We start from the raw sequence: 24,025 nt of genomic DNA, 5'->3' as shown, positions 1-24,025 counted from the left end.
GTCATGTTGTTTTTAGATTGTTGGCTTATCGTTCTCTCAGTGCCGACTGCTTAGCCCTCAAGATGGGTTTCAGCAAGTAGTCTAGGACACTTTTTTTACCAGTAATAATATCTGCACTGGCTAACATACCGGGGATGATGGGAAGTGCGTTAAGCTCATCGCCCAGATAACTCTTCTCGGTTCGTACTCGCACCAGATAGAAGGAATTGCCCTCCTCATCCTGGATTGAGTCGGCACTTATCTGTTCAACCTTGCCATGTAAACCTCCATAAATAGTGAAATCATAGGCAGTTATCTTGACCACGGCCTCCAGTCCGGGTCTGAGGAACGCGATGTCCTTGGGCGACACCTTGGCTTCAACCAGCAGGGTGTCTTCCAGCGGCACTATCTCCATCAGGTCCATGCCCGGCTGAACGACCCCACCCAGCGTATTAATCTTGAGCTTCTTGATGGTCCCCTTGAGAGGCGCGATCACACTGGTACGATCGACTCTGTCCCTGAGGCCGACCTGACCCTCCGACAACTGGCTCAACTTGCCTTGACGTTCGTTCAGCTCGGTCTGGGAGTCCGCCCGGAATTTCAGGGCGATATCATTTCGCTTCGAGATGGTCTCCCGCAGTACCGAGTTGAGCTTGGGCACCAGCAGGCGGTTCGCCTCCAGCTCCCCTTGCATTTCGTTGACCTGCCGCTCCAGTTTAATTAGCTCCACTTGAGGAACTATACCCTCTTTTGCGAGAGGACGGCTGATGTTCAGCTCCTGACGAGCCAGATCAACGCTGCGGCCCACGGTCCGGATCTTGGCATTGAGCTCTATGGTCTCCTGCTCTTTCTGCTCGATCTGCTGTCCCAGGATGTAGAGCTGGTTCTTGAGGTTGTTTAACCGCGCCTCCTGCACCGACCTTTCACGGGCGGCATATTCGGCAAAGACATTCTCGTACCCTTCGGGGAACTCTATGGGTTGCTTGTCGATGGCTACCTGCTCACGCCACCCCAGGTTGGGTTCGTTCTTGACCACCACGCTGCGAATTTCGGCGCGCAGGCGGGCGATATCCCCCTTGAGGGTGACCAGCTCCTGCTCCCGTTCGCGAAAATCCGACTTGAAGCGGGTATCGTCGATGCGAAGCAATGGCTGCCCCTTCTCGACGATGTCCCCCTCCTTGACGAAGATCTCCTTGACGATCCCCCCTTCTAGGTTCTGGATCACCTGCAACTGGCGCGACGGTATCACCTTGCCCTGGCCGACTGTCACTTCATCCAGCTCTGCCCAGGCTGCCCAGACGATGGCGCTGACAAAAAACAGGAAGCAGGCCCACAGCAGGACTCTGGCACGGGTGGGCGTCGTCAGCAGCACGGCGGCCGCGCCGTCATCCACGTACTCGAGATGTTCGGGTGCAGGCAAGACCGCATCTGAGGGCGTTTTCTTGAACCAGTGGTTAGCCATTCGCCGTCTCCTGCACCCGCACCTTGCCTTCCTTCAATTGCTGCAACACCACCTCTTTGGGACCATCCGCCACTATCTTCCCCTGCTCCACGACGATGACCCGGGAAGCGACATCCAACATGGAGGTCTTGTGGGTGATGAGGATAAGGGTGGTTTCGGGGCCGAGCCGCGCCAGCTCCTGCTTCACGTGCATCTCTGACTGGTTGTCCATGTTGGAGGTCGGCTCGTCCATCACCAGAATGGGGGGATCGTTGAGCAGGGCGCGAGCCAGCAGGATGGACTGACGCTGGCCACCGGAGAGCTGACGTCCCCCTTCGCCTATCTGTCTGTCGAGGCCGTTGGGATCCCGGTTGGTAAAGTTGGTGACCCCGGCCCGCTTGGCGGCCCGCAAGACACGGGCATCGTCCACCAGGGGATTGCCCAGCATGATGTTGTCCCGAACTGAACCAAAGAAGAGGGTCACATCTTGCGGCACGCAGCCGATGTTGCGGCGAATGATGGTCGGCGGCAGTTGGTCCAGCTCAAAGCCGTCCAGACGCACCAGACCGTCAGTCGGACGGTAGAGACCCATCAGCAATTTCTCCAGCGTGGTTTTACCCGCACCGATCCGCCCGATGATGGCCACCTTCTCACCCGGCTCGATGCGCAGGTTGATGTTGTGCAGGGTGCTGCTCTCCATGCCCGGATACTTGAAGGAGACATTTTCAAACTCGATGCGCCCCTGGATGACCGGATGGTGGATGTACTGCCTGCCCTCCTCCTGCTCACCCGGCGTCATCATGATCTTCTCCAGGATTTCGAGCGCCGACTTGGCCTGGTTGTAGCGAGTGGAGAGTACCGAGAGCTGCACCATGGGGGCGATGGCCCGGCTCGACAGCATCACGGCCGCTATCATGCCCCCCATGGTCACCAACCCTTCCGAGATCTGGTAAACACCGACGATCACCAGTCCCACTGTCACCACCTGCTGGATGTAGCTCGCCAGAGAAGACATGGAGTTGGTGATGCGCCGGGTCTGCACGCCCCAGGTCGAGATGTGGGACACCGCCTGCTCCCAGCGGTGCTGGAACATGCTCTCGGCCCCGAAAATCTTCACGGTCTCAAGGCCCGAGATGCTTTCGATCAGATTGGCGTTCTTCTGGGAGGCGAGCCGGGAGCCCTCCTCGATGGATTGCTTCAGCGGTGCCTGAATGTAGAAGCTGTAGGCCACCAGGATCAGGATGGCGATGATGGGCACCACCACCATGACACCGGCGAAAATCCAGATGATGAAGAGGAAGAAGATGGCAAACGGCAGATCGATCAGGGTGGAGACGGTGGCCGACGTGAAAAACTCGCGCACCGATTCAAACTCCTGCAAGTGCTTGGCAAAGGCACCGGTCGACGCAGGCCTGGACTCCATCTTCATGCCCATCACCTTGGCAAAGATTTTGGCCGACAAGAGCACGTCGGATTTCTTGCCTGCAATATCGATGAAGTAGCTGCGCAGCTGGCGCATCACGAAGTCGAAGGTGAACACCACCATGGCTCCAACCGCCAGCACCCAGAGGGAGTCGAATGCCAGGTTGGGCACAATCTTGTCATAGACGTTCATGGTGAACAGGGGGCTGGCGATGGCAAACAGGTTGATGAGGATCGAGGCCACCAGCACATCCCGATAGATACCGCGGGACTCGAACAAGGTGCTCCAGAACCAGTGACCATCACGGGTCTCCAGCACTTTGGGCGAGCGCTCATCAAACTTGAACTGCCGCTTGACGTAGAACAGACGACCATTGTACTCGTCACCCAGTTGGGCAAGACTGACCCATTGGGCCGCGTCTCCGGCCTGGGGAAAGATGACCCTCGCCTGGGTCCGTTCTTCATTCCATTCAAGCAAGATGCAGGCGCCGCCATTGCGCGTCTGCAAGACGCAGGGCAGCAGCAGGGAGGAGATCTGTTCAAGGGGCTGGATCACTTCGCGGGCAGAGAGACCGCCCCGCTCGGCGGCACGACTGAAGAGCGCCGTGCTGAGACGCCCGGAGACCAGTGGCAAGCCGGTGGTGAGAGCATCCTGACTGTTGGGCACCCCGTAAAAGCGGGTCAAAAAGACCAGGCACTCCAACAGTTCATCTATATGGCTGGTTTCTGCTTGCATAGCATCCCATCAAACATGATTCAGAAGGTTGTCTCGGGGCCGAATATCCAAAGCCCGGCGGCGATCCGGAAAAACAGAACAGACCTCGCCACCCAGACCCACAACCCGATTAGCGCACAGAGCCGGGACACTGCATGTCTCGCCTCCCTCACAGATTTTCATGCCGGAAACGGAGGGGACATACCAGGCACCTGGTGTTGCCAAGAAATATGCCACCCGGTTCGAAGAGACACCGCCCGGTATACAAACTGCAAAGAGTTATTGATAACTATATCTTTTTTCAAGCCGACCATCTTATCAAGGTGACTTGAACGAAACTATACTCCAAAGACTGAATTTCATCTAATAACCCACTGTTTTTTTGACGAAATTAGAGTTGGCACTCGCCCGTGGAAGGGAGAGAAAAAGGGCGTCCCAGGCAGTGCCCCTGAGGGCCTGAGCGTGCCAGCGCCGCGGCAATGGCGGTCATGGCGCTCCAGCGATTCTCGCACCAGGCGGGGGCCAGCAGGGTCGGGCTGCGCGCCGACGCCGAGACCCTGTGATAGACCACCTCGGGAGGCGTGTACTGGATCATGGCGACCGCCGCCGCCACATACTGCTCCATCGTCAACACATCCAGCCGTCCCGCCTGCCACGCCTTGCCAAGGGTGCTCCCCTCCACCACATGCAGTGGGTGAAGCTTGATCCCCTCGACGCCGGTCTCCACGACACGGTGCAGGGTTTCCAGGCTGTCCATCGGCGCCTCGCCGGGCAGGCCGACGATGAGGTGGGCACACACCTTGATGCCCCGCAGATGGGCTCGGGCAACGGCATCGGCATAAGCGGCATAGCCGTGGCCCCGATTGATGCGTTGCAACGTCTTGTCGTTGGCGCTCTGCAGCCCGAGCTCCAGCCACACCTCGTAGCCGCGGGCCTGATAACCTGCCAGCAGATCCAGCACCGCATCGGGTACACAATCAGGGCGAGTTCCGACGCAGAGCCCCACCATGTCGCTCACCGACAAGGCTTCTTCATACATGCGCTGAAGGTACTCCACTTCGGCATAGGTACTGGTATAGGCCTGAAAGTAGGCCAGATAGCGCCTGGCCCGGGTCACCTCGTCCCGGCGTGCCAGCAGTTGCTGCACCACGGAGAGTTGCTGGGCCGACTCGTCGGCAAAGGAGGAGACATTGCAGAAAGTGCAGCCACCCCGGCCCAGGGTGCCGTCCCGGTTGGGGCAGGTAAAGGCCCCGTGGATGGAGAGTTTGTGGATCTTCTGGCCGTGGCGTTGCTTGAGATCCTGGCCAAATGTATTGATGAGTTCGTGTAACTGCATGACACCTCCGAAATGAGGTGTCATTCTAGCGACGCAGCCCGGCGGGCAGGCTGCGCTGGATCAATCCCGCTCTCTACCCAAAAATCATATAAATATTCACGTTAGATGCGATAAATACCCAACAGTCGGCATTCACGGTCACTTTTGACAACCTGTCACTCCTGCAACCTGGAGAATAGTGTCATAACCTCTCGCCCATAACCGGCTGTAACTACTGAAAAAATCCTGTTTAGTCTGCTTATGGACAAATGCAAGACGCAGGATCCTGAAATGTGATCCCCGCCAAGCACACCAGAGATGACTTTGTAAAATTACTACAGTTTTCCGCCACCATGCAGTCAACCACCAAACCGTCCATAACCAGAACATAAAGCCAACAAATAAATAAAAAGCAGTCATAAATACACAAAAATGCTGATTGAGTCTCAAAAACCCACATTTTGTTATGGCGATGTAACATTGCAAACAAGCGGGATGTCCAATTGACCTTGCCCGAAAATCCCATTAGTTTGGAGATTCGCCACCTCAGGCGGACGGAACCACAAGAGCCAATCGCAATTTATGCAGTCTGTTGATGACAGTGCGATGGAAGGCCGAGCAAGGGAGAAATGCAATGTCACTATATGATCCAAAGCTGGAGAGGGATAACTGTGGCTTCGGCCTGTTGGCCCACATGGAAGGGGAAGCCAGCCACAAGCTTGTCCGTCTCGCGATGTCAGCCTTGGCTCGCATGCAGCACCGCGGCGGTATCTCCGCCGATGGCAAGACCGGCGACGGCTGCGGCCTGTTGCTGCAAAAACCCGACAGCTTCTTTAGAGCGGTCGCCGAAGAGAAGGGATGGCACCTGGGCCGCAACTACGCGGTCGGCATGCTGTTCCTCAACCCCGATCCCATCCTGGCCCAGGCCACTCGCGACATCATCGACGAGGAGCTGGAAAGAGAGACCCTGAGTCTGGTCGGCTGGCGCAAGGTGCCCATCGATACCAACGTACTCGGTTCCATCGCCAAGGCGTCCCTGCCCAGCATTGAACAGGTCTTTGTCAACGCGCCCCCGGGCTGGGTCGACAAGGATCTCGAGCGCCGCCTCTATATCGTGCGCCGCCGCATCGAGAAGCGCATCAGCGACGACTACTTCTATGTGGTCAGCCTTTCCAACCTGGTCACCGTCTACAAGGGACTGTGCATGCCGGTGGATTTGCCGCGCTTCTATCTGGATCTGGCCGACATCCGCATGCAGGCCGCCATCTGCGTGTTCCACCAGCGTTTCTCCACCAACACCAGCCCACGCTGGCCGCTGGCGCAGCCGTTCCGCTACCTCGCCCACAACGGCGAGATCAACACCATTGCCGGCAACCGCCAGTGGGCCAAGGCGCGCAGCTACAAGTTCGCCACCCCGCTGATCCCCGATCTACAAGAGGCCGCCCCCTTCGTCAACACCACGGGATCGGATTCCTCCAGCCTCGACAACATGCTGGATCTCTTCCTGGCCGGCGGCATGGACCTGTTCCGTGCCATGCGTCTCTTGATCCCGCCTGCGTGGCAGAAGCACCCGAACATGGATGACGACCTGCGCGCCTTCTACGACTTCAACTCCATGCACATGGAGCCCTGGGACGGCCCGGCCGGCATCGTCATGACCGACGGTCGTTACGCCACCTGCGCACTCGACAGAAACGGTCTGCGTCCGGCACGTTACGTCATCACCAAGGACAAGTTCATCACGCTGGCCTCCGAAGTGGGCACCTGGGACTACACCCCGGACGAAGTGCTGGAGAAGGGCCGTGTCGGCCCGGGGGAGCTGTTCGTGGTCGATACCAGCAACGGCAAGATCTGGACCAGCTTCGAAATTGACGACGATCTCAAGAGCCGTCACACCTACAAGCAGTGGATGGACAAGCACTGCAAGCGCCTGGTGCCCTTCGAGCAGATGGACGATGCCAGCACGGGGTCGCGCGAATTCCCGGATGACCGGCTCAAGACTTACCAGAAGCTGTTCGGCTACTCCTTTGAAGAGCTGGATCAGGTGATCCGCGTGCTCGGCGAGAATGGCCAGGAGGCAGTGGGCTCCATGGGGGATGACACCCCGATGGCGGTGCTCTCCTCCAGCCAGCGTACCCTGTACGACTACTTCCGCCAGATGTTCGCCCAGGTGACCAACCCGCCCATCGATCCCCTGCGGGAAAATCACGTCATGTCCCTGGCCACCTGTATCGGCCGCGAACAGAACGTGTTCAACGAGACCTTCGGTCACGCCCACCGGGTGCTGTTCCAGTCGCCGATCCTGCTCTACTCCGACTTCCATCAGTTGCTGGCCCTGGAAGGGGAGCACTACCGCCATGCGGTGCTGAGCCTCAACTACCTGCCCGAAGAGGGGCTGCAAGCCGCCCTCGAGCGCCTCTGCCACGAGGCAGCTGAAGCGGCCCGCAGCGGCGCGGTGCTGCTGGTATTGTCAGACCGGGACATCAGCCCGGATACCCTGCCCATCCCGGCCGCCATGGCGGTGGGTGCGGTGCAGCGTACCCTGGTGGACAACAACCTGCGCTGCGACGCCAATATCCTGGTGGAGACCGCGAGCGTGCGCGACCCGCACCACTTCGCCGTGCTGCTGGGCTTTGGCGCCACCGCCATCTACCCCTACCTCGCCTACGAGACCCTCGCCAAGCAGGTAGAGGAAGGCGTGCTCAAGATGAGCCTGCGCCAGGCCATGCTCAACTACCGCAACGGCATCAACAAGGGCCTCTACAAGGTGATGTCCAAGATGGGCATCAGCACGGTGGCAAGCTACCGCTGCTCCCAGCTGTTTGAGGCGGTGGGCCTCTCCAAGGCTGTTGTCGAACTCTGCTTCCGCGGCGTATCGAGCCGCATCCAGGGTGCCGACTTTGCCGACATCCAGCAGGATCAGATCAATCTGTCCCGTCTGGCCTGGCTCGGCCGCAAGCCGCTGACCCAGGGCGGCCTCTTGAAATTCGTCCACGGTGGCGAGTACCACACCTACAACCCGGACGTGGTGCAGACCCTGCAAGTGGCGGTGCGCTCCGGCAACTACGCCGATTACAAGGAGTATGCCCGTCTGGTGAACGAGCGCCCGGTGGCGACCCTGCGGGATCTGCTGTCGCTCAAACAGGGCACCACCCCGGTTGCGCTGGAGCAGGTGGAGCCAGCCGCCAGGCTGTTCCCCCGCTTCGACTCCGCGGCCATGTCCATCGGCGCCCTGGGCCCTGAAGCCCACGAGGCCCTGGCCATCGCCATGAACCGCCTCGGCGGTCAGAGCAACTCCGGCGAAGGCGGTGAAGATCCCAAGCGTTTTGGTACCGAGAAGAACTCTCGCATCAAGCAGGTGGCGTCCGGTCGCTTTGGCGTCACCCCGCACTACCTGATGAACGCGGACGTGGTGCAGATAAAAGTCGCCCAGGGCGCCAAGCCCGGCGAAGGGGGCCAGCTGCCCGGTGACAAGGTCACCGCGCAAATCGCCCAGCTGCGCTACTCCGTGCCCGGCGTGACCCTGATCTCCCCGCCGCCGCACCACGACATCTACTCCATCGAGGATCTGGCCCAGCTCATCTTCGACATCAAGCAGATCAACCCGAACTGCCTGGTGTCGGTGAAACTGGTGTCCGAACCTGGCGTCGGCACCATCGCCTGTGGCGTGGCCAAGGCTTATGCGGACTTCATCACCGTCTCCGGCTACGACGGCGGCACCGGCGCAAGCCCGCTCACCTCGGTCAAATACGCCGGCTCCCCCTGGGAGCTGGGCCTGGCCGAAACCCAGCAGGCGCTGGTGGCCAACGGCCTGCGCCACAAGGTGCGTCTGCAGGTGGATGGCGGTCTCAAGACCGGTCTCGACATCATCAAGGCGGCCATCCTCGGTGCCGAGAGCTTTGGCTTCGGTACCGGCCCCATGGTGGCACTCGGTTGCAAATACCTGCGTATCTGCCACCTGAACAACTGCGCCACCGGCGTCGCCACCCAGGATGAGAAGCTGCGCCGCGAACACTTCACCGGCCTGCCGGAAATGGTGATGAACTACTTCAAGTTCATCGCCGAGGAGACGCGCGAGCTGATGGCCGAGCTGGGCGTCACCCAGCTCACCGACCTCATCGGTCGTACCGACCTGCTGGAAGCCCTGCCCGGCCTCACCGCCCGTCAGGCCAAGCTGGACTTGTCCGGCATCCTGGCGGCCCCGGTTGCACCGGCAGGCTCCAGCCTGTTCAGCCAGCAGCACAACCCCACCTTCGACAAGGGGCCCTTGAACCTCAAGATGGTGGAAGACCTGCTGGAGGCGGTGGAAAACATGAGTGGCGGCGAGTTCCGCTACGACATCCGCAACACCGACCGCTCCGTGGGTGCGCGTCTGTCCGGCGAGATCGTCAAGCGCCACGGCAACCAGGGCATGGCGGCCGATCCGGTCAAGGTGCACTTCAACGGCACCGCCGGCCAGAGCTTCGGCGTCTGGAACGCCGGCGGCCTTGAGATGATCCTCACCGGGGATGCCAACGACTACGTGGGCAAGGGGATGACCGGCGGCAAGCTGGTGATCAAACCCCACGTCGGCGTGGCGTTCAAATCCCACGAGGCGGCCATCATCGGCAACACCTGCCTCTATGGCGCCACCGGCGGCAAGCTCTATGCCGCAGGGACCGCAGGCGAGCGGTTCGCGGTGCGCAACTCAGGGGCCTTGGCGGTGGTCGAGGGGATTGGCGACAACGGCTGTGAATACATGACAGGCGGCATCGTCACCGTGCTCGGCAAGACCGGTGTCAACTTCGCGGCGGGCATGACAGGCGGTTTCGCCTACGTGCTCGACGAGTGCGGCAACTTTGCCAAGCGCACCAACCCCGAGCTGGTCGAACTGCTGGAGGTGGCGGATCTGGCCATCCACCAGGAGCACCTGCGCGGTATCATCACGGCGCACCTCAACGAGACAGGCAGCTCGCGTGCCGAGGAGATCCTGGCCAACTTCGACTCCTATGTGCCCAAGTTCAGGCTGATCAAACCCAAGTCCAGCGACGTCAAATCGCTGCTTGGCCACACCAGCCGTTCCAGTGCAGAACTCAGAATCCAGGCGCAATAAGGAGGGAACCCTATGAGCCAGAACGTATTCCAGTTTATCGATGTCCAGCGGGTCGACCCGCCCAAGAAGCCGCTCAAGATCCGCAAGATCCAGTTCGTGGAGATCTACGAGCCCTTCAACCAAGCCCAGGTCGGCATGCAGGCGGATCGCTGCCTCGACTGCGGCAACCCCTATTGCGAGTGGAAGTGCCCGGTACACAACTACATCCCCAACTGGCTGAAGCTGGCCAACGAGGGACGCATCCTGGAGGCGGTGGAGCTCTCCCACCAGACCAACAGCCTGCCGGAGGTATGTGGCCGCGTTTGCCCGCAAGACAGACTGTGTGAGGGTGCCTGCACCCTCAACGACAGATTCGGCGCCGTCACCATCGGCAACATCGAAAAATACATCACCGACAAGGCGTTCGAGATGGGCTGGCGCCCGGATCTCTCCAAGGTGGTCAAGACCGACAAGCGGGTCGCCGTCATTGGCGCGGGCCCCGCGGGCCTTGCCTGTGCCGACGTGCTGGCACGCAATGGCGTGACGCCTGTGGTGTTCGACAAGTACCCGGAGATAGGTGGCCTGCTCACCTTCGGTATCCCCTCCTTCAAGCTGGAGAAAGAGGTGATGCAGCGCCGCCGCGAGATCTTCGAGGGGATGGGGGTGGAGTTTCGCCTCGAGACCGAAGTGGGCCGTGACGTCACCTTCGCCGACCTGCTCGGCGAGTTCGATGCGGTCTTCCTCGGGGTCGGCACCTACAAGTACATGAAGGGCGGCTTTGCCAACGAAGAGGCGCCGGGGGTCTACGACGCCCTGCCCTACCTCATCTCCAACGCCAATCGCTTGCTGGGCTTTGAGAAGGCGCAAGCCGATTACATCGACTTCGCCGGCAAGCAGGTAGTGGTGCTGGGGGGCGGCGACACCGCCATGGACTGCGTGCGCACCGCCATCCGCCAGGGGGCCGATCGGGTGATCTGCGCCTACCGCCGGGATGCCGAGAACATGCCAGGATCCAAGCGGGAGGTGAAAAACGCCCAGGAGGAAGGGGTGGAATTCATGTTCAACCTCCAGCCCATCGGCGTGGAGCTGGACGCCCACGGCCGCACCTGCGGCATCAAGGTGGTGAGCACAGAGCTCGGCGCCCCCGATGCCAATGGCCGCCGCAATCCTGTGGTCATTGAAGGCTCCGAGCAGGTGCTGGCTGCCGATGCGGTGGTGATGGCGTTCGGCTTCCAGCCCAACCCCCAGCCCTGGATGGCAGAGCACGGCGTCGAGCTCGACGGCCGGGATCGCATCAAGGCGCCCGAGAAGGCCGAGTACGCCTTCCAGACCAGCAACCCCAAGGTGTTCGCCGGTGGTGACGCGGTGCGCGGCTCTGATCTGGTGGTGACCGCCATCTATGAGGGTCGCAAGGCGGCCGAAGGGATCATGGACTACCTGGCCGTGTGATCTGCCGTCGCAACCACGCTGTCATGCAAACAGCCCCGCTCGTGCGGGGCTGTTTTTTTTATCTCGCTCTCAATCCGCCAGAACCGGCTAGATACTCCAGCTCTCCGGCAGCCGTTCGGTGAGGGTGGAGATGTATTCGAAGGTACGTGCCCGCTTGGGGGTGGTGAACATCTGGCGCGCACTGCCCGCCTCCACCACCTCCCCGGCCTCCAGGAAGATCACCTGCTGCGCAATCTGGGCTGCAAGGCGCAAGTCATGGGTGGCGATCAGCATGGTGGTCCCCTCACTGGCCAGCTGGCGCAGCACGGCCACCACCTCCTGGGCAAGCTCGGGATCCAGCGCCGAGGTGGGCTCGTCACAGAGCAGCACCTTGGGGGATGGCGCCAGCGCCCGGGCAATGGCGACCCGCTGCTGCTGACCGCCGGAGAGGGTGGCAGGCACCGCCTCGGCCTTGTGCCTGAGCCCCACCTTGTCGAGCAGTTGCAGGGCGCGCGCCACTGCCCTCTCCCTGGGCCACTTCAACACGGTCACCAACCCTTCCATCACGTTCTCCAGCACCGTCATGTGCGGGAACAGCTGGAAATTCTGAAACACCATGCCGGTCTGCTGGCGCAGGGCCAGCACGCTTTGCCGTGACAGATGCCGGGTAAAGTCGAGCTCGCTGCCCCCCAGCACCAGCTGGCCTGCATCGGGTCGCTCCAGCAGGTTCACGCAGCGCAGCAGGGTACTCTTGCCGCTGCCGGAGGGACCGATCAGGGCGGTGACGCTGCCCGCGGCCATCGCCAGCCCCACCCCTTTCAACACGCGCTGCCCCGCAAACTGTTTCTCGATGCCACTCAAGCGGATCATAGGGCGACCTCCCGGGTCTCTTTGTGAGCCAGTCGCTGCTCCAGCCTGTCTTGCAGGGTGGAGAGCACCGAGCTGAACATCAGGTAGATGAGGGCCGTCTCGATATAGAGAATGAGCGGCTCATAGGTGACGGAGGCGAGGCGCTGGGCCGCCTGAAACAGCTCGGGCACGGTCACCGCCGCCGCCAGCGACGTGTCTTTGACCAGGGAGATGAAGGTGTTGGAGAGCGGTGGCACCGCGATGCGCGCCGCCTGCGGCAGGATCACCCGCCACATGACCTGGGGCCAGTTCATGCCGATGGAGTAGGCTGCCTCCCACTGCCCCTTGGGGATGGCCGCCAGGGTGGCACGAATGATCTCCGAGCTGTAGGCACCGATGTTGAGGGTGAAACCGATGACGGCGGCGGTGAAGGCGTCCAGCACGATGCCGGCGCTCGGCAGACCGTAAAAGATCAGAAACAGCTGCACCAGCAGCGGCGTGCCCCGAATAAGCCAGACATAGAAGCGGACCAGCATCACCAGCGGGGCCGGACCATATAATCTGGCCAGCGCCACCGACAAGCCGAGCACGATTCCCAGCACGAAGGTAATCAGAGTGAGTGGCACGGTAAAAATAAGCCCCGCACTGAGCAGGGGCCAAAAAGAGTCGATCATTAACTGCAACCAGGCCGGCACGTTAATATCCTCAGTTGTTATTATGTTGCCACGATATTATTGCGAGACGTCGGTGCCGAAATATTTCTGCGATATTTTCTGATATGCGCCATCCTGCTTGGCATTGCGCAGCGCCTGATTGATCGCAGCCAGCAACTCGGGTTGCCCCTTGGCGAGCAGGGCGGCAGATTGATCCCCCTTGGCCTCGCTGGCCGCCACCTTCAATTTGGCGTCCGGCTTCTGTTTCTTGAAGTCGAGGAAGGAGAGGCTGTCGTTGATGGTAGCATCCACCCGCCCGGTCAGCACCAGTTCGAGTGACTGGTTGAATCCCTCGGTGGCCACCACCTCGGCGCCCGATGATTTCGCCAGCTGGGCGAAGTTGCTGGTCAGGGACTGGGAGGATTTCTTGCCCTTCAGATCGGCAAAACTCTTGATGCTTTGGTTGTCGCTGTGCACCACAATCACCGCCTTGGAGGTGATGTAGGGATCTGAAAAATCATATTTTTTCAGCCGTTCAGGGGTGATGGCCACTTCGTTGAGCACCAGGTCGTAGCGCTTGGCGTCCATCCCGGCGATGAGCCCGTCCCACTTGCCCTCGACGAACTGCGGCTTCACGCCCAGACCGCTTGCAATCAGCTCGCCTATCTCCACGTCAAAGCCCACCAGCTTGCCGCTCTTGTCGTGGTAGGTGAAGGGAGGATAGGTCCCTTCGGTGCCGATCTTGATCACTCCGGCCCGCTGGATCTCGGCCAGGCTTGACTGTGCCTGTACCGGTGTCATCAGTGCCAGCGGAAGTGCCGCCATTAAAAACAGGGAGTGCCGTTTTTTCATTATTCACCTCGTTATATTTATGAACATCCAGAGCGCTTGCCAACCACCACAAAATAAAACCAGCCGGTTATCATGTTTAATTTAAATTAATTATCGGCAGAGATAACCTTCATAGTGCTTGCTGGCGGTATGGATGAAACATAACGTGGCTCATGGCATGACCCAACCATGAAATACGGGGATATTTAGCGAAATAATGGATAACGAATAAATAATGGCCGGGCTAGCCGAGGAATTGCCCCGCTGGCGGCGCTCCGTCAGCGGAAACCATATCAGGCGGGTTGCAGCTCCCGCGGGATGGCAGTGGCCCAATCACGACATAACGTATCAATCGGGCCAAAATTCAGTCTGATGGCAAATGGGATTGCCACGCACCACGTGGAAGGTAAAGGCGCGATGGCGCGCGCCTTGACGTCACCATCAGTGATCACCCCTTCGGTCACCACCTCCCGCCCTGCTCCAGCAGGCGGACGATGTCGACATTCCAGGGCCCGGCCGCCGGGTAGCGCCGATGGATCTCGACGACGTTGACCCGCCCCGCGCGCCGCTCCCCCAACGTTGGCCAGTCACAGAGGAAGTCATCGCTCAGCCACCTGGGGGTCTTGACGAAATCGTTGCTTTGCATGGCCTGCCAGTAGGCCTCCACAACTGCTTTTGGTTCCATGGTCCTGTTTTCCATGCCTTTCCCCTACAACCGCACCACCAGCCACTCCCCCTTGCCCACCAGCACCAGGGAAGTCAGGAAATCGGGGTCACGCCGCACCTGTGCCATCCACTCCCTCATCTCGTCCTCATGGGAGATGGCATTGTCCACCACCAGCAGGCCACGAGGGGCAAGCAGGCGCTGGATCTCGGGCCACCAGGCCTGGTAATGGCGGCGATCGGAGTCCAGAAAAATGAGCTGATAGCCCGCCGTCGGCAGGCAGGGCAACAGGCTGTCGGCCTCCCCCGCCAACTGCTCAATCCAGGGAGTGAGCCCGGCCCGCTCAAAGTTGGTCGCCGCCATGGTCCGTTTGCCCTCGTCCAGCTCGATGGTGGTGACCCGGCCCCCCAGCCGTTTCACTGCCTCGGCCAGCCAGAGGGTGGAGTAACCGTTGGAGGTGCCGATCTCCAGCACAGCCTGCGCCCCCCTCGTCTGCACCAGCACCGCCAGCAGTTCGCCGGTGTCGCGGGTAATGTTGAGCATCTTGCTGCCACGGGAGTGTTGCGCTCCGTCATTCTGCTCGCCAAAGCGCTCCAGCTCCCGTTTCAGTTGTTCCAGTGCCATGTCTCCTCCTTGACGGTGTAAACGAGTCGGCCCGGTGCATGGCATGGCTGGACCGCCCCTCATGTTCATCATTTTGCTATCGACCCACTCGGTGGCCCATCCCCTGCGTCATCCGGATAAAGACAACACCCTGGCTCACCATGTGATCACGCTGGTGCACTGCTGCTGGCGGGAAAGCCAATCGTCACCCGGTCTGGCGGTGGACGCCCGCGCCGTCGGGCTGCTGGATACCAAGGGCAAGCCGCAGATCGCCTAGGGGGCCACCCGGGTAAAGTCGACGGCGGGGCAACTGGGCGCCACGCCCTTGGTCAGCGTCAGGGGCTGGGCACGATAGCTGAGCCGGTAGCGGCCCGGTTGGGACAGATCATAGGCCTGCGCCAGATCCGCATCGGCCTGGCTCTGCTCCCCCGCCCCCAGGTGCAGGAAGTCGCCGTCCCCGGGGGTACCTCGCTTGGCAAGCGGCCCTCGATAGTCCAGCGGCTGCCCATCGCGGGTCAGGTCGATGGCATCGGCAAACCACCCCTCGAAGGGGGTGAACCAGGTCAATACCTCGAGGGGCGTCTCCCCCCGGTTGGTCAGGGTCATCACCAGGGGCAGGGGTTCGTTCACCCCGCTCTCTGCGCTGACCGACAGCTCGCACTGCAAGGGCGCCAGTGCCAGGGTGGTGAGCAAGAGTGTCATCATGGTGCCTCCGTCAAAAAAGGGGCCATCCGGCCCCTGTTTGCAACTCAATTTTCGCTCGGGGTATTCTCGGCGAAATATTCGTGGTTGTCGGCGTTGTTCAGGGCCTTCTGGGGATCCGTGCTCGCCAGATTGCGCGCATTGGCCTGACCGTATCCCAGATCGTCGGTGCCCGCCACCACGTTGAAGTGGCTCAGCTCGTGGACAATGGTGCCGGCGCGGGAATCGGTCCCGGTGACCGGCGCAGTCCAGAAGCTCTTGCACAGATAGACCTTGTAGGGCTGGTCCGGATAGACATAGGCAAAATAGCTCTGCTTGCAACCGCAGTCGAAGGTGAGCGGCTTGTTGTCGATGGCATCCTTGATCTTGCTGAAGTTGGTCTCGGCCTGGTTCCAGCGGGTGGCGTCATAGGCGCCAAACCAGCTGCGGTAGCGCTGCCCATTCGGCTTGTCCACCGCGAGGTAGCTGCTGGAGTTGTTGGCGATGCCACTCGCGGCATCGAGCGCCGCCAGGATGTCGCTCTTCTGGGTATTGGTGCAACGGCCGCTGAAGCTGACCGAGGCGCTCACCGCCTGGGGCTCGGCCACCGCCGCCTTGGCCAGCACCCGATCGTCGCTCACCCCGTCCACCCAGAGGGTCACGGCATTGGACTCGCTCGCCTGGGCCTGTTTGGCCTTGGCCGCTTTCCCCTCCTGCGCCACGGTCGGCAGCAGGTAACGGATGCTGTACTGGCCCTGGGCACTCATGTCGTAGAGACCGGAGACCTCCGCCTGGACTGTCAGGCTCTGGCCTGCCTTGAGCAGTTGGTAGTCCTTGTCACTCGGGGCGGCCCGCTTGATCAGGGCCCCTTCGTAATCCACCGGCTGGCCGTCACGCTCCACCTGGAACAGGGGAGCATCCTCGCTGCCTGGCAGTTGCCATTTGAGCAGACGAACCGGCTTCTCCCCGGTGTTGGTCAGGGTCAGGTTGACGCGCACATCGTCTGTGCTGCCCTCCACCAGGGTGAGCCGGGCATCGAGCCCGGCGGCGCAGAGCGGGGACGCCAGCACGCCGGCCAGCAACAGGGCAATTGGAGTCGCTTTCATCATGTTTCCTCATTCATTGAGTGTCGCCTTGTCAGGCGGTCTGCTTCCTTTAAGGCCCTCTTTGGGGCCCATCCACCCTAGAGCAGAAGCACCACCCCACCATCCCTCCATATGGGGGACGCCCCCCATCAGAGGGGGAGCCCCTTGGCTGCGACAAAGATTGCCCGCCCGGCCACGGGCGTGCAGGCAACCCCGTGGGGTGCATTTGCCATAAAAAAACCCGGCGCAGGGCCGGGTGTCGGGATGAGAAGGCGGGATCAGGAGGACAGCAGCGCCAGGGCAGGCTGCGCGTTGCCAGGCATCAGCCGATAGGCCTTGTGGTGCTTGACCAAGGTGGTTTTCTTGTTGCCCTGGCTCAGCAGCAGGCCCCGGGCAAATGCCGCCTCGGCCAGTACCTGCTCGTCCCCGCGCACATAGAGGGTGAGGGGCTTGACCAGCTCACCTCCCTCGATATGGCCCTGATACTCGCTGGCCGAGATGATCAGGCTGGATTGCCCCTGGCTCAGCAGCCGCTGCCGGGTGTTCAGTTCGCTGTCGGTGAACACCAGCCAGCCCGCCCCCTCCAGCGCCAAAAGCAGATCGGCCAGGCGCGCCCCCAGCTGTACCGGCTCATGCATGGCACGCTCATACTGGCGCTGCACCCGCTCAAGCAGCCCCTTGAGATCTGCCCCCGCCCCCAGCGTCCGCCCCAGTTGCACCCAGGTCTTGAGATCCTCCATCACCAGCCGGGAGAAGCGTTTCTCCTTGAGAGAATCCGCCATCCAGGTACAGAGAAAGTGGCTCTCCTGGGCGGGGGTGCGTTTGCCCGTCTTCTGGGCGGCGGTGCGCTCCAGCTCCGCCAGGCTCTGGCGGGCCATCTCGAGCAGGGCCTGATTGTAAGCAGGAAGGGTCATCTCGGATCCTCTGAAACGGGGCGGCCAAGGGGCCGCGTCATCGACAGCACAAAGGCGCCAGTGGCGCCTTTGGAGAGTAAACGCCCCTCCCCGACCGGGAGGGTGCGACGTTGCCTTATTTCGGCTGACGGGGCTTCTTGGCCGCCGCCAGACGCTTGAGGCGCTGACCTTGCAGTTTCGCCTCGGCCATGGCCTGGGCGGCGGCATTGTCTTCACGCTGCGGGCGCTTCCCGAAGCGGCGGCGCTCCTGCAACTGCTTGATGAGGTCGTCACGGCTGCTCACCTCGTAACCCGGCACCATGATGCGGCGGATCTTCTGGCCGATGAGGGCCTCGATCTCCAGCAGGGTGCGCTCCTCCTCGCGACTGACGAAGGAGATGGCCATGCCGCTCTTGCCAGCGCGACCGGTTCGGCCGATACGGTGCACGTAATCTTCCGCGAGGAACGGCAGATCATAGTTGACCACGTATTCCAGGCTCGGAATGTCCAGGCCGCGGGCGGCCACCTCGGTGGCCACCAGCACCCGCAGCTTGCCTTCGGTGAATTCACGCAAGGCACGGCGACGGCTCCCCTGGGCCTTGTCACCGTGCACCACGGCAGACTTGATGCCGTCGAGGTTGAGCTCCTCCACCAGTTCATCGCAGCTCTCGCGGGTGCTGGCAAACACCAGCACCTGCTGCCAGTTCTGCTTGCCGATAAGCTCGGAGAGCAGCTCGCGTTTGCGCTTCTGTTCCACCGGATAAACGGTGTGGCTCACGGTGTCGGCAGTAGAGTTCTGCTTGTCGACGGCCACCACCTGGGGTTTGTCCAGCATGAGGTTGGCCAGCTTTTTTACCGCCTCGGAGAAGGTGGCGGAGAAGAGCAGGTTCTGGCGGGTCTTGTTGACCGCCTGCAGGATCTGCTGCACATCGGCGCTAAAGCCCATGTCGAGGATGCGATCCGCCTCGTCCAGCACCAGGGTCTCGACCCCGGAGAGGCTCAGGTTGCAGGCGGTGAGGTGCTCGAGCAGACGGCCAGGGGTGGCCACTATGATGTGTGCGCCCGCTTTGAGCTTCTTGGCCTGCACATCCTGTTTGCCGCCACCCACGATGGTGAGGGTAGTGATATCAAGATACTTGGCGAAATCGTTGATATTGCTCGCCACCTGGGCCGCCAGCTCGCGGGTCGGGGTCAGGATCAGCACGCGGGCATTGGAAGGTTGCACCGGCGCCGGGTTGTCTACCAGACGTTGCAGGATGGGCAACGCAAAGGCGGCGGTCTTGCCGGTACCGGTCTGGGCACTGGCCAGCACATCGCGGCCACGGCGAATGGCCGGGATGGCCTGGCTCTGCACAGGGGTCATCTCCTGATAACCGCAATCTGAGATGGCGCGCAAAATCTCGGGGGCAAAATCGAACGATTCAAATCTCATGTTGGGTTCCTGTGTTCCAGCGGAGCTGTAGTTGGCGTGGGTGGCCTGGGCCGGCGTGTGGCCTGGCATCGGCGAGGCGTGGAGCCAAGGACGGCTGGGTCTGACATCAGATCAGAAGATGAGCCGGAAAATGGCGGGCGCGAAGTGTAACAGATAGGCGGCAGGAATGCCGCCTCAAATGGCCTGTATTTTTTCGGGGGCTGTGCCCGCCAGACGCGGCAGCAGGCGCTGCCCGGGCAGTGAGATCAGCGCACCCGCTTGCTCGGACGCTTGAGCAGCCGCATGCCGATGGCCGCCACCGCGATGACGAACAGCCCGAAAGAGGTGACGAGCAGGCACTTGGTCAGCAGCTCCTGATGATGGGCAAAGACCGGGGTCGCCATCACCATCTTGCCGACCATGCTCAATACCAGGGACCAGAGGAAGGCGCTCGCAAAACTCGCCACGGCCACCCGCAGCAGGTGCAGGCGGGAGACTCCCATCAACATGGGGGTCAACACTCTCACGAAGGGGATGAAACGGGACACGAACATGGCCCAGAAGCCGTAACGATCCAGCAGCCGGGAGGCCCTGGGCAGACTCCCTTCCGGGATCATTCGCTCCACATGGCCCATGAAACGGGTGCCATGCAGTGCCTGCCCCTGCCAGTAGGCGAGCACGCTCCCTATCCCGGCCGCGAGCGGCAGATAGAGCAAGGTCACCTCGGGCCCCAGCACCCCCATGCCCACCAGACCGCCCGCCAGCAGCACCAGGCTGTCACCGGGCAGGGGCAGAAAGACGAAGCTCGATTCAAGGAAGAGGATCACCACCAGACAGGTGACGAGCAGACCGATTGCCTGCATTTGTATAAGCTGATCAAAATCCTGATGCCATATGGCAAGCAGCATGTCCTGCATCTGGTGTGACTCCCATCAACGTAATGCGCATTCGTCATGATGACCCGAAGGCCCCGTCTGGTAATCCATCCCTGCTACCACCCCAATGTTCGTATGGGAGGCCTCTTATACACCCGGGGAACTGAACAATAAATTAATGTCTGTGATTTCTGCCCAGCGGCTCACCCTTCTCACCCCCCCCCTGCCCCCGCCAAAGCAAGGGCAGCTTGGCCCATCAGGCCAATGCGCACGCCCCAAAACAGGACGGGTCGGCCCTTGCCAGGCTGCCAAGCCAGATGAAACCCGTTACAGTGTGAACATGCCCCGATGGACGGGGTACTCATGGAGCCAGGTATGGCAAGACAGCTCTCTTCTCACACACTTTCCTTGCTGGCGGTTATTGCCGGTGTCTCTGCCGGTCTTGTGACAAAGGCCCGTGCCAGCGACGAGAGCCTGGTTCAACAGCGCGCCAACGCCGTCGTCTCCCTGATGAGCTACGCCGTGGTGCCGGATATCACCGCCAGCAACCTGAATATCGGCAGCGGCACCAACGACACCTCTGCCCTCACCATCACCCAGCTCGGGGGTGGCGCCACCCTGAGCGAGGATGTTCCCCTCTATCTGGAGGGCACCCTGGGCTACAGCCGCTACGATCCCCAGTTCGTGTTCACCGATGGCAACGAGACCCGCACCATTCCCACCAAATGGAACAGCCTGAGCGCCACCGGCGGCATCGGCTGGGATGTCAGCGTCCACCGGGATCGCTTTGGTGGCAATCTGGTGCTGCGGCCCATCGCCAATGTCACCCTGGGCACGGTGGCCAGCGACCTTCGCATCGGGGCCGCCCTGCTCGAGCACAGAAGCGGCAAGAATCTGGACTTCCTCGATGGCGGCAACCTCAATGTCTATGGCCTCGGCGGCTCATTGATGCTGGACTATGAGCTCTTCTCCGCCGCCCAGGACATCGATGCCGAGCTGCGCTACTCCTACCAGCATCTGCAAAGCTTCACCGGCACCGCCGAGAGCGTCAGCGGTCAGGCCGATGCGGAAAACCTCGGGCTTTACCTGCGCCGCCGCGCCCCCCTGTGGCACTGGACCCTGCTGGACAGGCCCCTTCGCTACGTGCTGGAAGGAGCCAGAACCGAATACCTGGGGCAGCAACGGGGGCTGCTCGGTTTCAACAGCCTCAACTCCCTGGGACTTGGCCTCGAACTCGACAGCAGCAAGTACGACATCTTCATCACCCGCACCCGGCTGGTGGCCCGCTATATGTTCAGCAACAGTACCAGCGGCTACTCCATCGGACTGGCGATGAGTTTTTAGCCCTCTCACGCCATTGGCCTTCTCTGCCTGTACGCCATGGTGGATGCCCCTCTGGAGCCAAAAATTGCGTGATGTACCGCCCAGTTGATAAAGATTGTTCTTCGTTCCTGCACACCACTCACTACAGTCATGCTTTGTCGCCCACTCAACTCCATCTGGCACCAGTGGGCCCCATGTTCATTGCCAGCCAACAGGACTGGCTAGTAGCGCCGGATATGGCTTCGACAGCCGAGGAGGAATGAGATGGATGTGACCAGTCTGCTGGCACCGTTGCTGACCAAACTCTGGTTTGTGTTCCCCTTGCTGTTGCTGGCCGCGATAGTCAAAAGCCCCTGGTTCAAAGGGATGGCCGGGGAGTGGTTTCTCAATCTCTGCCTCGGGCTCTTTCTCGACAAACGGGAATATCACCTGCTCAAGGATGTGACCCTGCCGATTTCTCAGGGCACTACCCAGATAGATCATGTGATTGTTTCGCGGTTTGGCCTGTTCGTGATCGAAACAAAAAACATGAAAGGATGGATATTCGGCAATCCGGCCCATAAAAGCTGGACTCAGCAGATATATCGCCGCAGGCACCACTTTCAAAACCCGCTGCATCAAAATCATCTGCACGTCATGACCCTGAAGGCCCTGTTGGGCCTAGCGGATCAGCAACTGCACTCAGTGATTTACTTTATTGGCGACTGTACTTTCAAGACGCCAATGCCGGACAACGTCATGAACCGTGGATTGATCCGATATATCAAGGAGAAGACCACACAGGTATTGACCCCTGCAGACATCATCCAGGTGGTCAAGACCATCCAGCAAACACGATTGACTCCCAACTGGCAGACCCACAGACAACATGTTGCACAACTAAAGGCGCGCCACCTGGCGCCCTCACGAAAATCACCCTCTGCTACCCTTCTGGCTGACAACACGACTGCCTCCTCTCGCATCCTGCCTGCTCCCACGGAGCAGAGTCCTGCATGCCCCCGATGTGGCAACCTTATGGTATTGCGTACCGCCAGCCGAGGGGAGCATAAAGGCACCCAGTTTTGGGGATGCAGCGGATATCCAAAATGCAGGGGGATGACATCATTCAAAATTACACGCTAGAAAAATAACCGCGGTACAGACCTGGCAACCATGGGGCCATAATCACAAACCCAGATAATCTCTATTAAAAGGAATTGATGAATGAGCATAAAAAAATATCGGTAACAATGGTGATCGCCAGCATGAGTATATTTCTGACATCCTGCGCATCTGACCCGCAGCCAACATGGAGAAAAGAGGGCGTGTCACACGATGACACTCTCACTGCATTGTCTCAATGCAAATATGAGATCCGTCTGAACAATATCTCTGATGAGGAAAAAAACGAAGTCATCACCGATTGTATGCAGGCCAAGGGGTATCGCTGGAGAGCCTATTAATGACTTCAGCCGGTTGTCATTAATCATGGCAACCGGCTGTTATATTTCTTACTGACCAAACGCCTCATCACTTAATTGTCGCCATCTTCCGTACGCAGGATTGCTCCCTGTCATCCACCCGCTTGGCAAACCAGGCGGTGGTGAGGTTGCGGGTGATCTTGGGGCTCTTTAGCTGGATACCGGGCAAGATGGCGCGGGGTTGCCGTGTCCCGGCCTGTTTGTCGGCCAGGGCGAAGACCCTGTGGTAGAGATCGCTTTTGGCAAAGTCGCTGGTGTCCCCGAGCTTCAGGCTCTGGTGAATGGCCTGCTTGCTCATGTTGACGCGGCTGGCGATGCTGTGCACTGCGAGCTCGGTCTTGCCGGGCAAATCCGAGTCGTAGCGGATGAGATCCCCGTCCAGGGCCAGGGGCTTGCCACTCACCCGGCTTACCGCCGCCTGGAAGGCCGCATTGCGGCTCGCGTACCAGCCCGCATTGAAGTCGGCGAAGCGATAGAGGGTATCCGGGTAGTCGGCGGGATAGCCGAAGATGTGTTTGGTGCCAAACCAGATGCCGCCGCGACGAGTGAACACCTCGTGGCGAATGGACTCCTTCACGGGATAGGGGTAGCCACGGGCGTTGGCTTCGGCAAAGGCGACGCTCACCTGCATGGGGCCGCCGGTGCGCACCGGGTTGAGGTTGCCAAAGAGCTGCTTGCCCATGGGGACGCTGCCTATCATGTCTTCGAAGATCTCGCTCATCTCCCGTTCGGTGCGAAGCTTGTCGATGCGCTCGGCATAGCTCTTGCCAGTGGGGGATTGGATGGAGAGGGCCGTGCGCACCATGAACTCGGGGATGAGCAGCTTGCTGGCCCGGGCATTGATCTCCTTCCAGGCAATTTTGTTGAGGTTGGGCACCACGGGGTCCGCCTGATAGGTCGCCTCCTGCTCCGCCACCGCCAGCACGCTGCAGACGTTGTGATCGCTCACCGTCAGCCCCTGGGTGGTAAGCGCCGTCACCACGTCATTGGCCCAGCCCGGCTTGTCCACCACGTTGCGCGGCAGGAAGCGCACGATGCGGCTCTTCATATCGGCCGGTTTTTGCGGCTGCATCGCCTTGGGAATGGGGCGCCCCGCCGGCGTCGCCGGGCTGGTCGGGGCGGGAGGCTCGCTGGCACAACCCGACAGCAGGGCAAGGGAAAACAGTGACAACCAGCGCCAATGGACATCAAACAAGGAGTGAGAGGGGATCATGAAGGCTTCCTGAAGAGCGGGACCTGCCCCTCATCGCGAATGAGAGGGCTCGAATGCATGGAGGCGGACATTGTAGGGAACAAGTCTGACAAGATGAAGGCGGATGAACCTGC

Annotated in this window: 20 protein-coding genes; 6 read left to right on the top strand and 14 right to left on the bottom strand. The window is 60.7% G+C overall.

Annotated features, from left to right (window positions below):
* Positions 1 to 25 precede the first annotated feature (25 nt).
* From I6L48_RS12005 to I6L48_RS11995, 3 genes are all read right to left on the bottom strand, one after another.
* Positions 26 to 1,441, bottom strand: a complete 1,416-nt coding sequence (locus I6L48_RS12005; protein ID WP_113070080.1) for an HlyD family type I secretion periplasmic adaptor subunit — start codon at positions 1,439 to 1,441, stop codon at positions 26 to 28.
* Positions 1,434 to 3,578, bottom strand: coding sequence for a type I secretion system permease/ATPase (locus I6L48_RS12000; RefSeq protein WP_039040368.1), 2,145 nt, complete (start codon positions 3,576 to 3,578; stop codon positions 1,434 to 1,436). The genes I6L48_RS12005 and I6L48_RS12000 overlap by 8 nt, the downstream gene beginning before the upstream one ends.
* 370 nt (positions 3,579 to 3,948) lie before the next feature.
* Positions 3,949 to 4,893, bottom strand: a complete 945-nt coding sequence (locus I6L48_RS11995; RefSeq protein WP_216987268.1) for a TIGR01212 family radical SAM protein — start codon at positions 4,891 to 4,893, stop codon at positions 3,949 to 3,951.
* Between the two features lie 613 nt (positions 4,894 to 5,506).
* On the opposite strand from I6L48_RS11995, the gene gltB reads away from it, so the two are divergent.
* Together gltB and I6L48_RS11985 are read left to right on the top strand one after the other, a co-directional pair.
* Entirely contained in the window at positions 5,507 to 9,964 is a 4,458-nt protein-coding gene (gltB, locus tag I6L48_RS11990; RefSeq protein ID WP_113070078.1) for a glutamate synthase large subunit, read from the top strand.
* 12 nt (positions 9,965 to 9,976) lie between these two features.
* Positions 9,977 to 11,392, top strand: a complete 1,416-nt coding sequence (locus I6L48_RS11985) for an FAD-dependent oxidoreductase (RefSeq protein ID WP_103242941.1) — start codon at positions 9,977 to 9,979, stop codon at positions 11,390 to 11,392.
* Between the two features lie 87 nt (positions 11,393 to 11,479).
* Here I6L48_RS11985 and I6L48_RS11980 read toward each other — a convergent pair whose 3' ends face one another.
* The 5 genes from I6L48_RS11980 to I6L48_RS11960 form a co-directional block, all read right to left on the bottom strand.
* Positions 11,480 to 12,241 carry an amino acid ABC transporter ATP-binding protein gene (locus tag I6L48_RS11980; RefSeq protein ID WP_010675170.1) on the bottom strand — a complete coding sequence of 254 codons (762 nt, stop codon included), beginning with the start codon at positions 12,239 to 12,241 and terminating at the stop codon, positions 11,480 to 11,482.
* Positions 12,238 to 12,894, bottom strand: a complete 657-nt coding sequence (locus I6L48_RS11975; protein WP_174217478.1) for an amino acid ABC transporter permease — start codon at positions 12,892 to 12,894, stop codon at positions 12,238 to 12,240. The genes I6L48_RS11980 and I6L48_RS11975 overlap by 4 nt, the downstream gene beginning before the upstream one ends.
* Positions 12,895 to 12,951: 57 nt before the next feature.
* Positions 12,952 to 13,725: an amino acid ABC transporter substrate-binding protein gene (locus tag I6L48_RS11970; RefSeq protein WP_113070077.1), complete on the bottom strand. Its 774-nt coding sequence runs from the start codon at positions 13,723 to 13,725 to the stop codon at positions 12,952 to 12,954.
* Positions 13,726 to 14,164: 439 nt separating this feature from the next.
* Positions 14,165 to 14,389 (bottom strand): hypothetical protein, encoded by a 225-nt coding sequence (locus I6L48_RS20795; protein WP_225159958.1) that lies wholly within the window; start codon positions 14,387 to 14,389, stop codon positions 14,165 to 14,167.
* Between the two features lie 24 nt (positions 14,390 to 14,413).
* Entirely contained in the window at positions 14,414 to 14,992 is a 579-nt protein-coding gene (locus I6L48_RS11960; RefSeq protein WP_216987267.1) for an O-methyltransferase, read from the bottom strand.
* Positions 14,993 to 15,053: 61 nt separating this feature from the next.
* On the opposite strand from I6L48_RS11960, the gene I6L48_RS11955 reads away from it, so the two are divergent.
* Positions 15,054 to 15,248, top strand: a complete 195-nt coding sequence (locus tag I6L48_RS11955; protein ID WP_113070075.1) for a hypothetical protein — start codon at positions 15,054 to 15,056, stop codon at positions 15,246 to 15,248.
* Here the strand turns inward: I6L48_RS11955 and I6L48_RS11950 are convergent.
* The 5 genes from I6L48_RS11950 to I6L48_RS11930 all read right to left on the bottom strand — a co-directional run bounded on the left by I6L48_RS11950 (position 15,245) and on the right by I6L48_RS11930 (position 19,958).
* Positions 15,245 to 15,676: a hypothetical protein gene (locus I6L48_RS11950; protein WP_029314737.1), complete on the bottom strand. Its 432-nt coding sequence runs from the start codon at positions 15,674 to 15,676 to the stop codon at positions 15,245 to 15,247. The genes I6L48_RS11955 and I6L48_RS11950 overlap by 4 nt on opposite strands.
* Before the next feature lie 44 nt (positions 15,677 to 15,720).
* A complete protein-coding gene (locus tag I6L48_RS11945) occupies positions 15,721 to 16,761 on the bottom strand; it encodes a M35 family metallo-endopeptidase (protein WP_029314738.1) in 1,041 nt (346 codons plus the stop codon).
* Between the two features lie 254 nt (positions 16,762 to 17,015).
* Complete coding sequence (locus I6L48_RS11940; RefSeq protein ID WP_069652571.1) at positions 17,016 to 17,651, bottom strand: DUF2913 family protein; 636 nt, start codon at positions 17,649 to 17,651, stop codon at positions 17,016 to 17,018.
* 115 nt (positions 17,652 to 17,766) lie between these two features.
* Positions 17,767 to 19,062 (bottom strand): DEAD/DEAH box helicase, encoded by a 1,296-nt coding sequence (locus I6L48_RS11935; RefSeq protein WP_010675179.1) that lies wholly within the window; start codon positions 19,060 to 19,062, stop codon positions 17,767 to 17,769.
* 245 nt (positions 19,063 to 19,307) lie between these two features.
* Positions 19,308 to 19,958: a DedA family protein gene (locus I6L48_RS11930; protein ID WP_010675180.1), complete on the bottom strand. Its 651-nt coding sequence runs from the start codon at positions 19,956 to 19,958 to the stop codon at positions 19,308 to 19,310.
* Positions 19,959 to 20,291: 333 nt separating this feature from the next.
* Between I6L48_RS11930 and I6L48_RS11925 the strand changes: the two genes are divergently transcribed.
* The 3 genes from I6L48_RS11925 to I6L48_RS11915 all read left to right on the top strand — a co-directional run bounded on the left by I6L48_RS11925 (position 20,292) and on the right by I6L48_RS11915 (position 22,681).
* Entirely contained in the window at positions 20,292 to 21,260 is a 969-nt protein-coding gene (locus tag I6L48_RS11925) for an autotransporter domain-containing protein (protein WP_216987266.1), read from the top strand.
* 243 nt (positions 21,261 to 21,503) lie between these two features.
* The gene (locus I6L48_RS11920; protein WP_180898916.1) at positions 21,504 to 22,361 is read left to right on the top strand and encodes a nuclease-related domain-containing protein; all 858 of its coding nucleotides are present in this window, start codon (positions 21,504 to 21,506) and stop codon (positions 22,359 to 22,361) included.
* A gap of 77 nt (positions 22,362 to 22,438) precedes the next feature.
* Positions 22,439 to 22,681, top strand: a complete 243-nt coding sequence (locus I6L48_RS11915) for a hypothetical protein (protein WP_216987265.1) — start codon at positions 22,439 to 22,441, stop codon at positions 22,679 to 22,681.
* Between the two features lie 67 nt (positions 22,682 to 22,748).
* Here I6L48_RS11915 and I6L48_RS11910 read toward each other — a convergent pair whose 3' ends face one another.
* Positions 22,749 to 23,912: a DUF1615 domain-containing protein gene (locus I6L48_RS11910; protein WP_180321002.1), complete on the bottom strand. Its 1,164-nt coding sequence runs from the start codon at positions 23,910 to 23,912 to the stop codon at positions 22,749 to 22,751.
* Positions 23,913 to 24,025 lie beyond the last annotated feature (113 nt).

Origin of the sequence: Aeromonas sp. FDAARGOS 1418, from assembly GCF_019048585.1 — a bacterium.
In the GTDB taxonomy this organism is placed as follows: Bacteria; Pseudomonadota; Gammaproteobacteria; order Enterobacterales; family Aeromonadaceae; genus Aeromonas; species Aeromonas caviae.
The sequence above is the reverse complement of the archived record's forward strand: the minus strand, read 5'-3'. Positions and strand labels throughout refer to the sequence as shown.

What these genes read in the sequence shown, in the direction of transcription:
- I6L48_RS11915 (WP_216987265.1), top strand. Translation starts at nt 22,439, where the DNA reads ATGAATGAGCATAAAAAAATATCGGTAACAATGGTGATCGCCAGCATG.
- I6L48_RS20795 (WP_225159958.1), bottom strand. Translation starts at nt 14,389, where the DNA reads ATGGAACCAAAAGCAGTTGTGGAGGCCTACTGGCAGGCCATGCAAAGC.
- I6L48_RS11980 (WP_010675170.1), bottom strand. Translation starts at nt 12,241, where the DNA reads ATGATCCGCTTGAGTGGCATCGAGAAACAGTTTGCGGGGCAGCGCGTG.
- I6L48_RS12000 (WP_039040368.1), bottom strand. Translation starts at nt 3,578, where the DNA reads ATGCAAGCAGAAACCAGCCATATAGATGAACTGTTGGAGTGCCTGGTC.
- I6L48_RS11935 (WP_010675179.1), bottom strand. Translation starts at nt 19,062, where the DNA reads ATGAGATTTGAATCGTTCGATTTTGCCCCCGAGATTTTGCGCGCCATC.
- I6L48_RS11960 (WP_216987267.1), bottom strand. Translation starts at nt 14,992, where the DNA reads ATGGCACTGGAACAACTGAAACGGGAGCTGGAGCGCTTTGGCGAGCAG.
- I6L48_RS11930 (WP_010675180.1), bottom strand. Translation starts at nt 19,958, where the DNA reads ATGCAGGACATGCTGCTTGCCATATGGCATCAGGATTTTGATCAGCTT.
- I6L48_RS11970 (WP_113070077.1), bottom strand. Translation starts at nt 13,725, where the DNA reads ATGAAAAAACGGCACTCCCTGTTTTTAATGGCGGCACTTCCGCTGGCA.
- I6L48_RS12005 (WP_113070080.1), bottom strand. Translation starts at nt 1,441, where the DNA reads ATGGCTAACCACTGGTTCAAGAAAACGCCCTCAGATGCGGTCTTGCCT.
- I6L48_RS11910 (WP_180321002.1), bottom strand. Translation starts at nt 23,912, where the DNA reads ATGATCCCCTCTCACTCCTTGTTTGATGTCCATTGGCGCTGGTTGTCA.
- I6L48_RS11975 (WP_174217478.1), bottom strand. Translation starts at nt 12,894, where the DNA reads ATGATCGACTCTTTTTGGCCCCTGCTCAGTGCGGGGCTTATTTTTACC.
- gltB (WP_113070078.1), top strand. Translation starts at nt 5,507, where the DNA reads ATGTCACTATATGATCCAAAGCTGGAGAGGGATAACTGTGGCTTCGGC.
- I6L48_RS11945 (WP_029314738.1), bottom strand. Translation starts at nt 16,761, where the DNA reads ATGATGAAAGCGACTCCAATTGCCCTGTTGCTGGCCGGCGTGCTGGCG.
- I6L48_RS11950 (WP_029314737.1), bottom strand. Translation starts at nt 15,676, where the DNA reads ATGATGACACTCTTGCTCACCACCCTGGCACTGGCGCCCTTGCAGTGC.
- I6L48_RS11995 (WP_216987268.1), bottom strand. Translation starts at nt 4,893, where the DNA reads ATGCAGTTACACGAACTCATCAATACATTTGGCCAGGATCTCAAGCAA.
- I6L48_RS11955 (WP_113070075.1), top strand. Translation starts at nt 15,054, where the DNA reads ATGTTCATCATTTTGCTATCGACCCACTCGGTGGCCCATCCCCTGCGT.
- I6L48_RS11925 (WP_216987266.1), top strand. Translation starts at nt 20,292, where the DNA reads ATGGCAAGACAGCTCTCTTCTCACACACTTTCCTTGCTGGCGGTTATT.
- I6L48_RS11920 (WP_180898916.1), top strand. Translation starts at nt 21,504, where the DNA reads ATGGATGTGACCAGTCTGCTGGCACCGTTGCTGACCAAACTCTGGTTT.
- I6L48_RS11940 (WP_069652571.1), bottom strand. Translation starts at nt 17,651, where the DNA reads ATGACCCTTCCTGCTTACAATCAGGCCCTGCTCGAGATGGCCCGCCAG.
- I6L48_RS11985 (WP_103242941.1), top strand. Translation starts at nt 9,977, where the DNA reads ATGAGCCAGAACGTATTCCAGTTTATCGATGTCCAGCGGGTCGACCCG.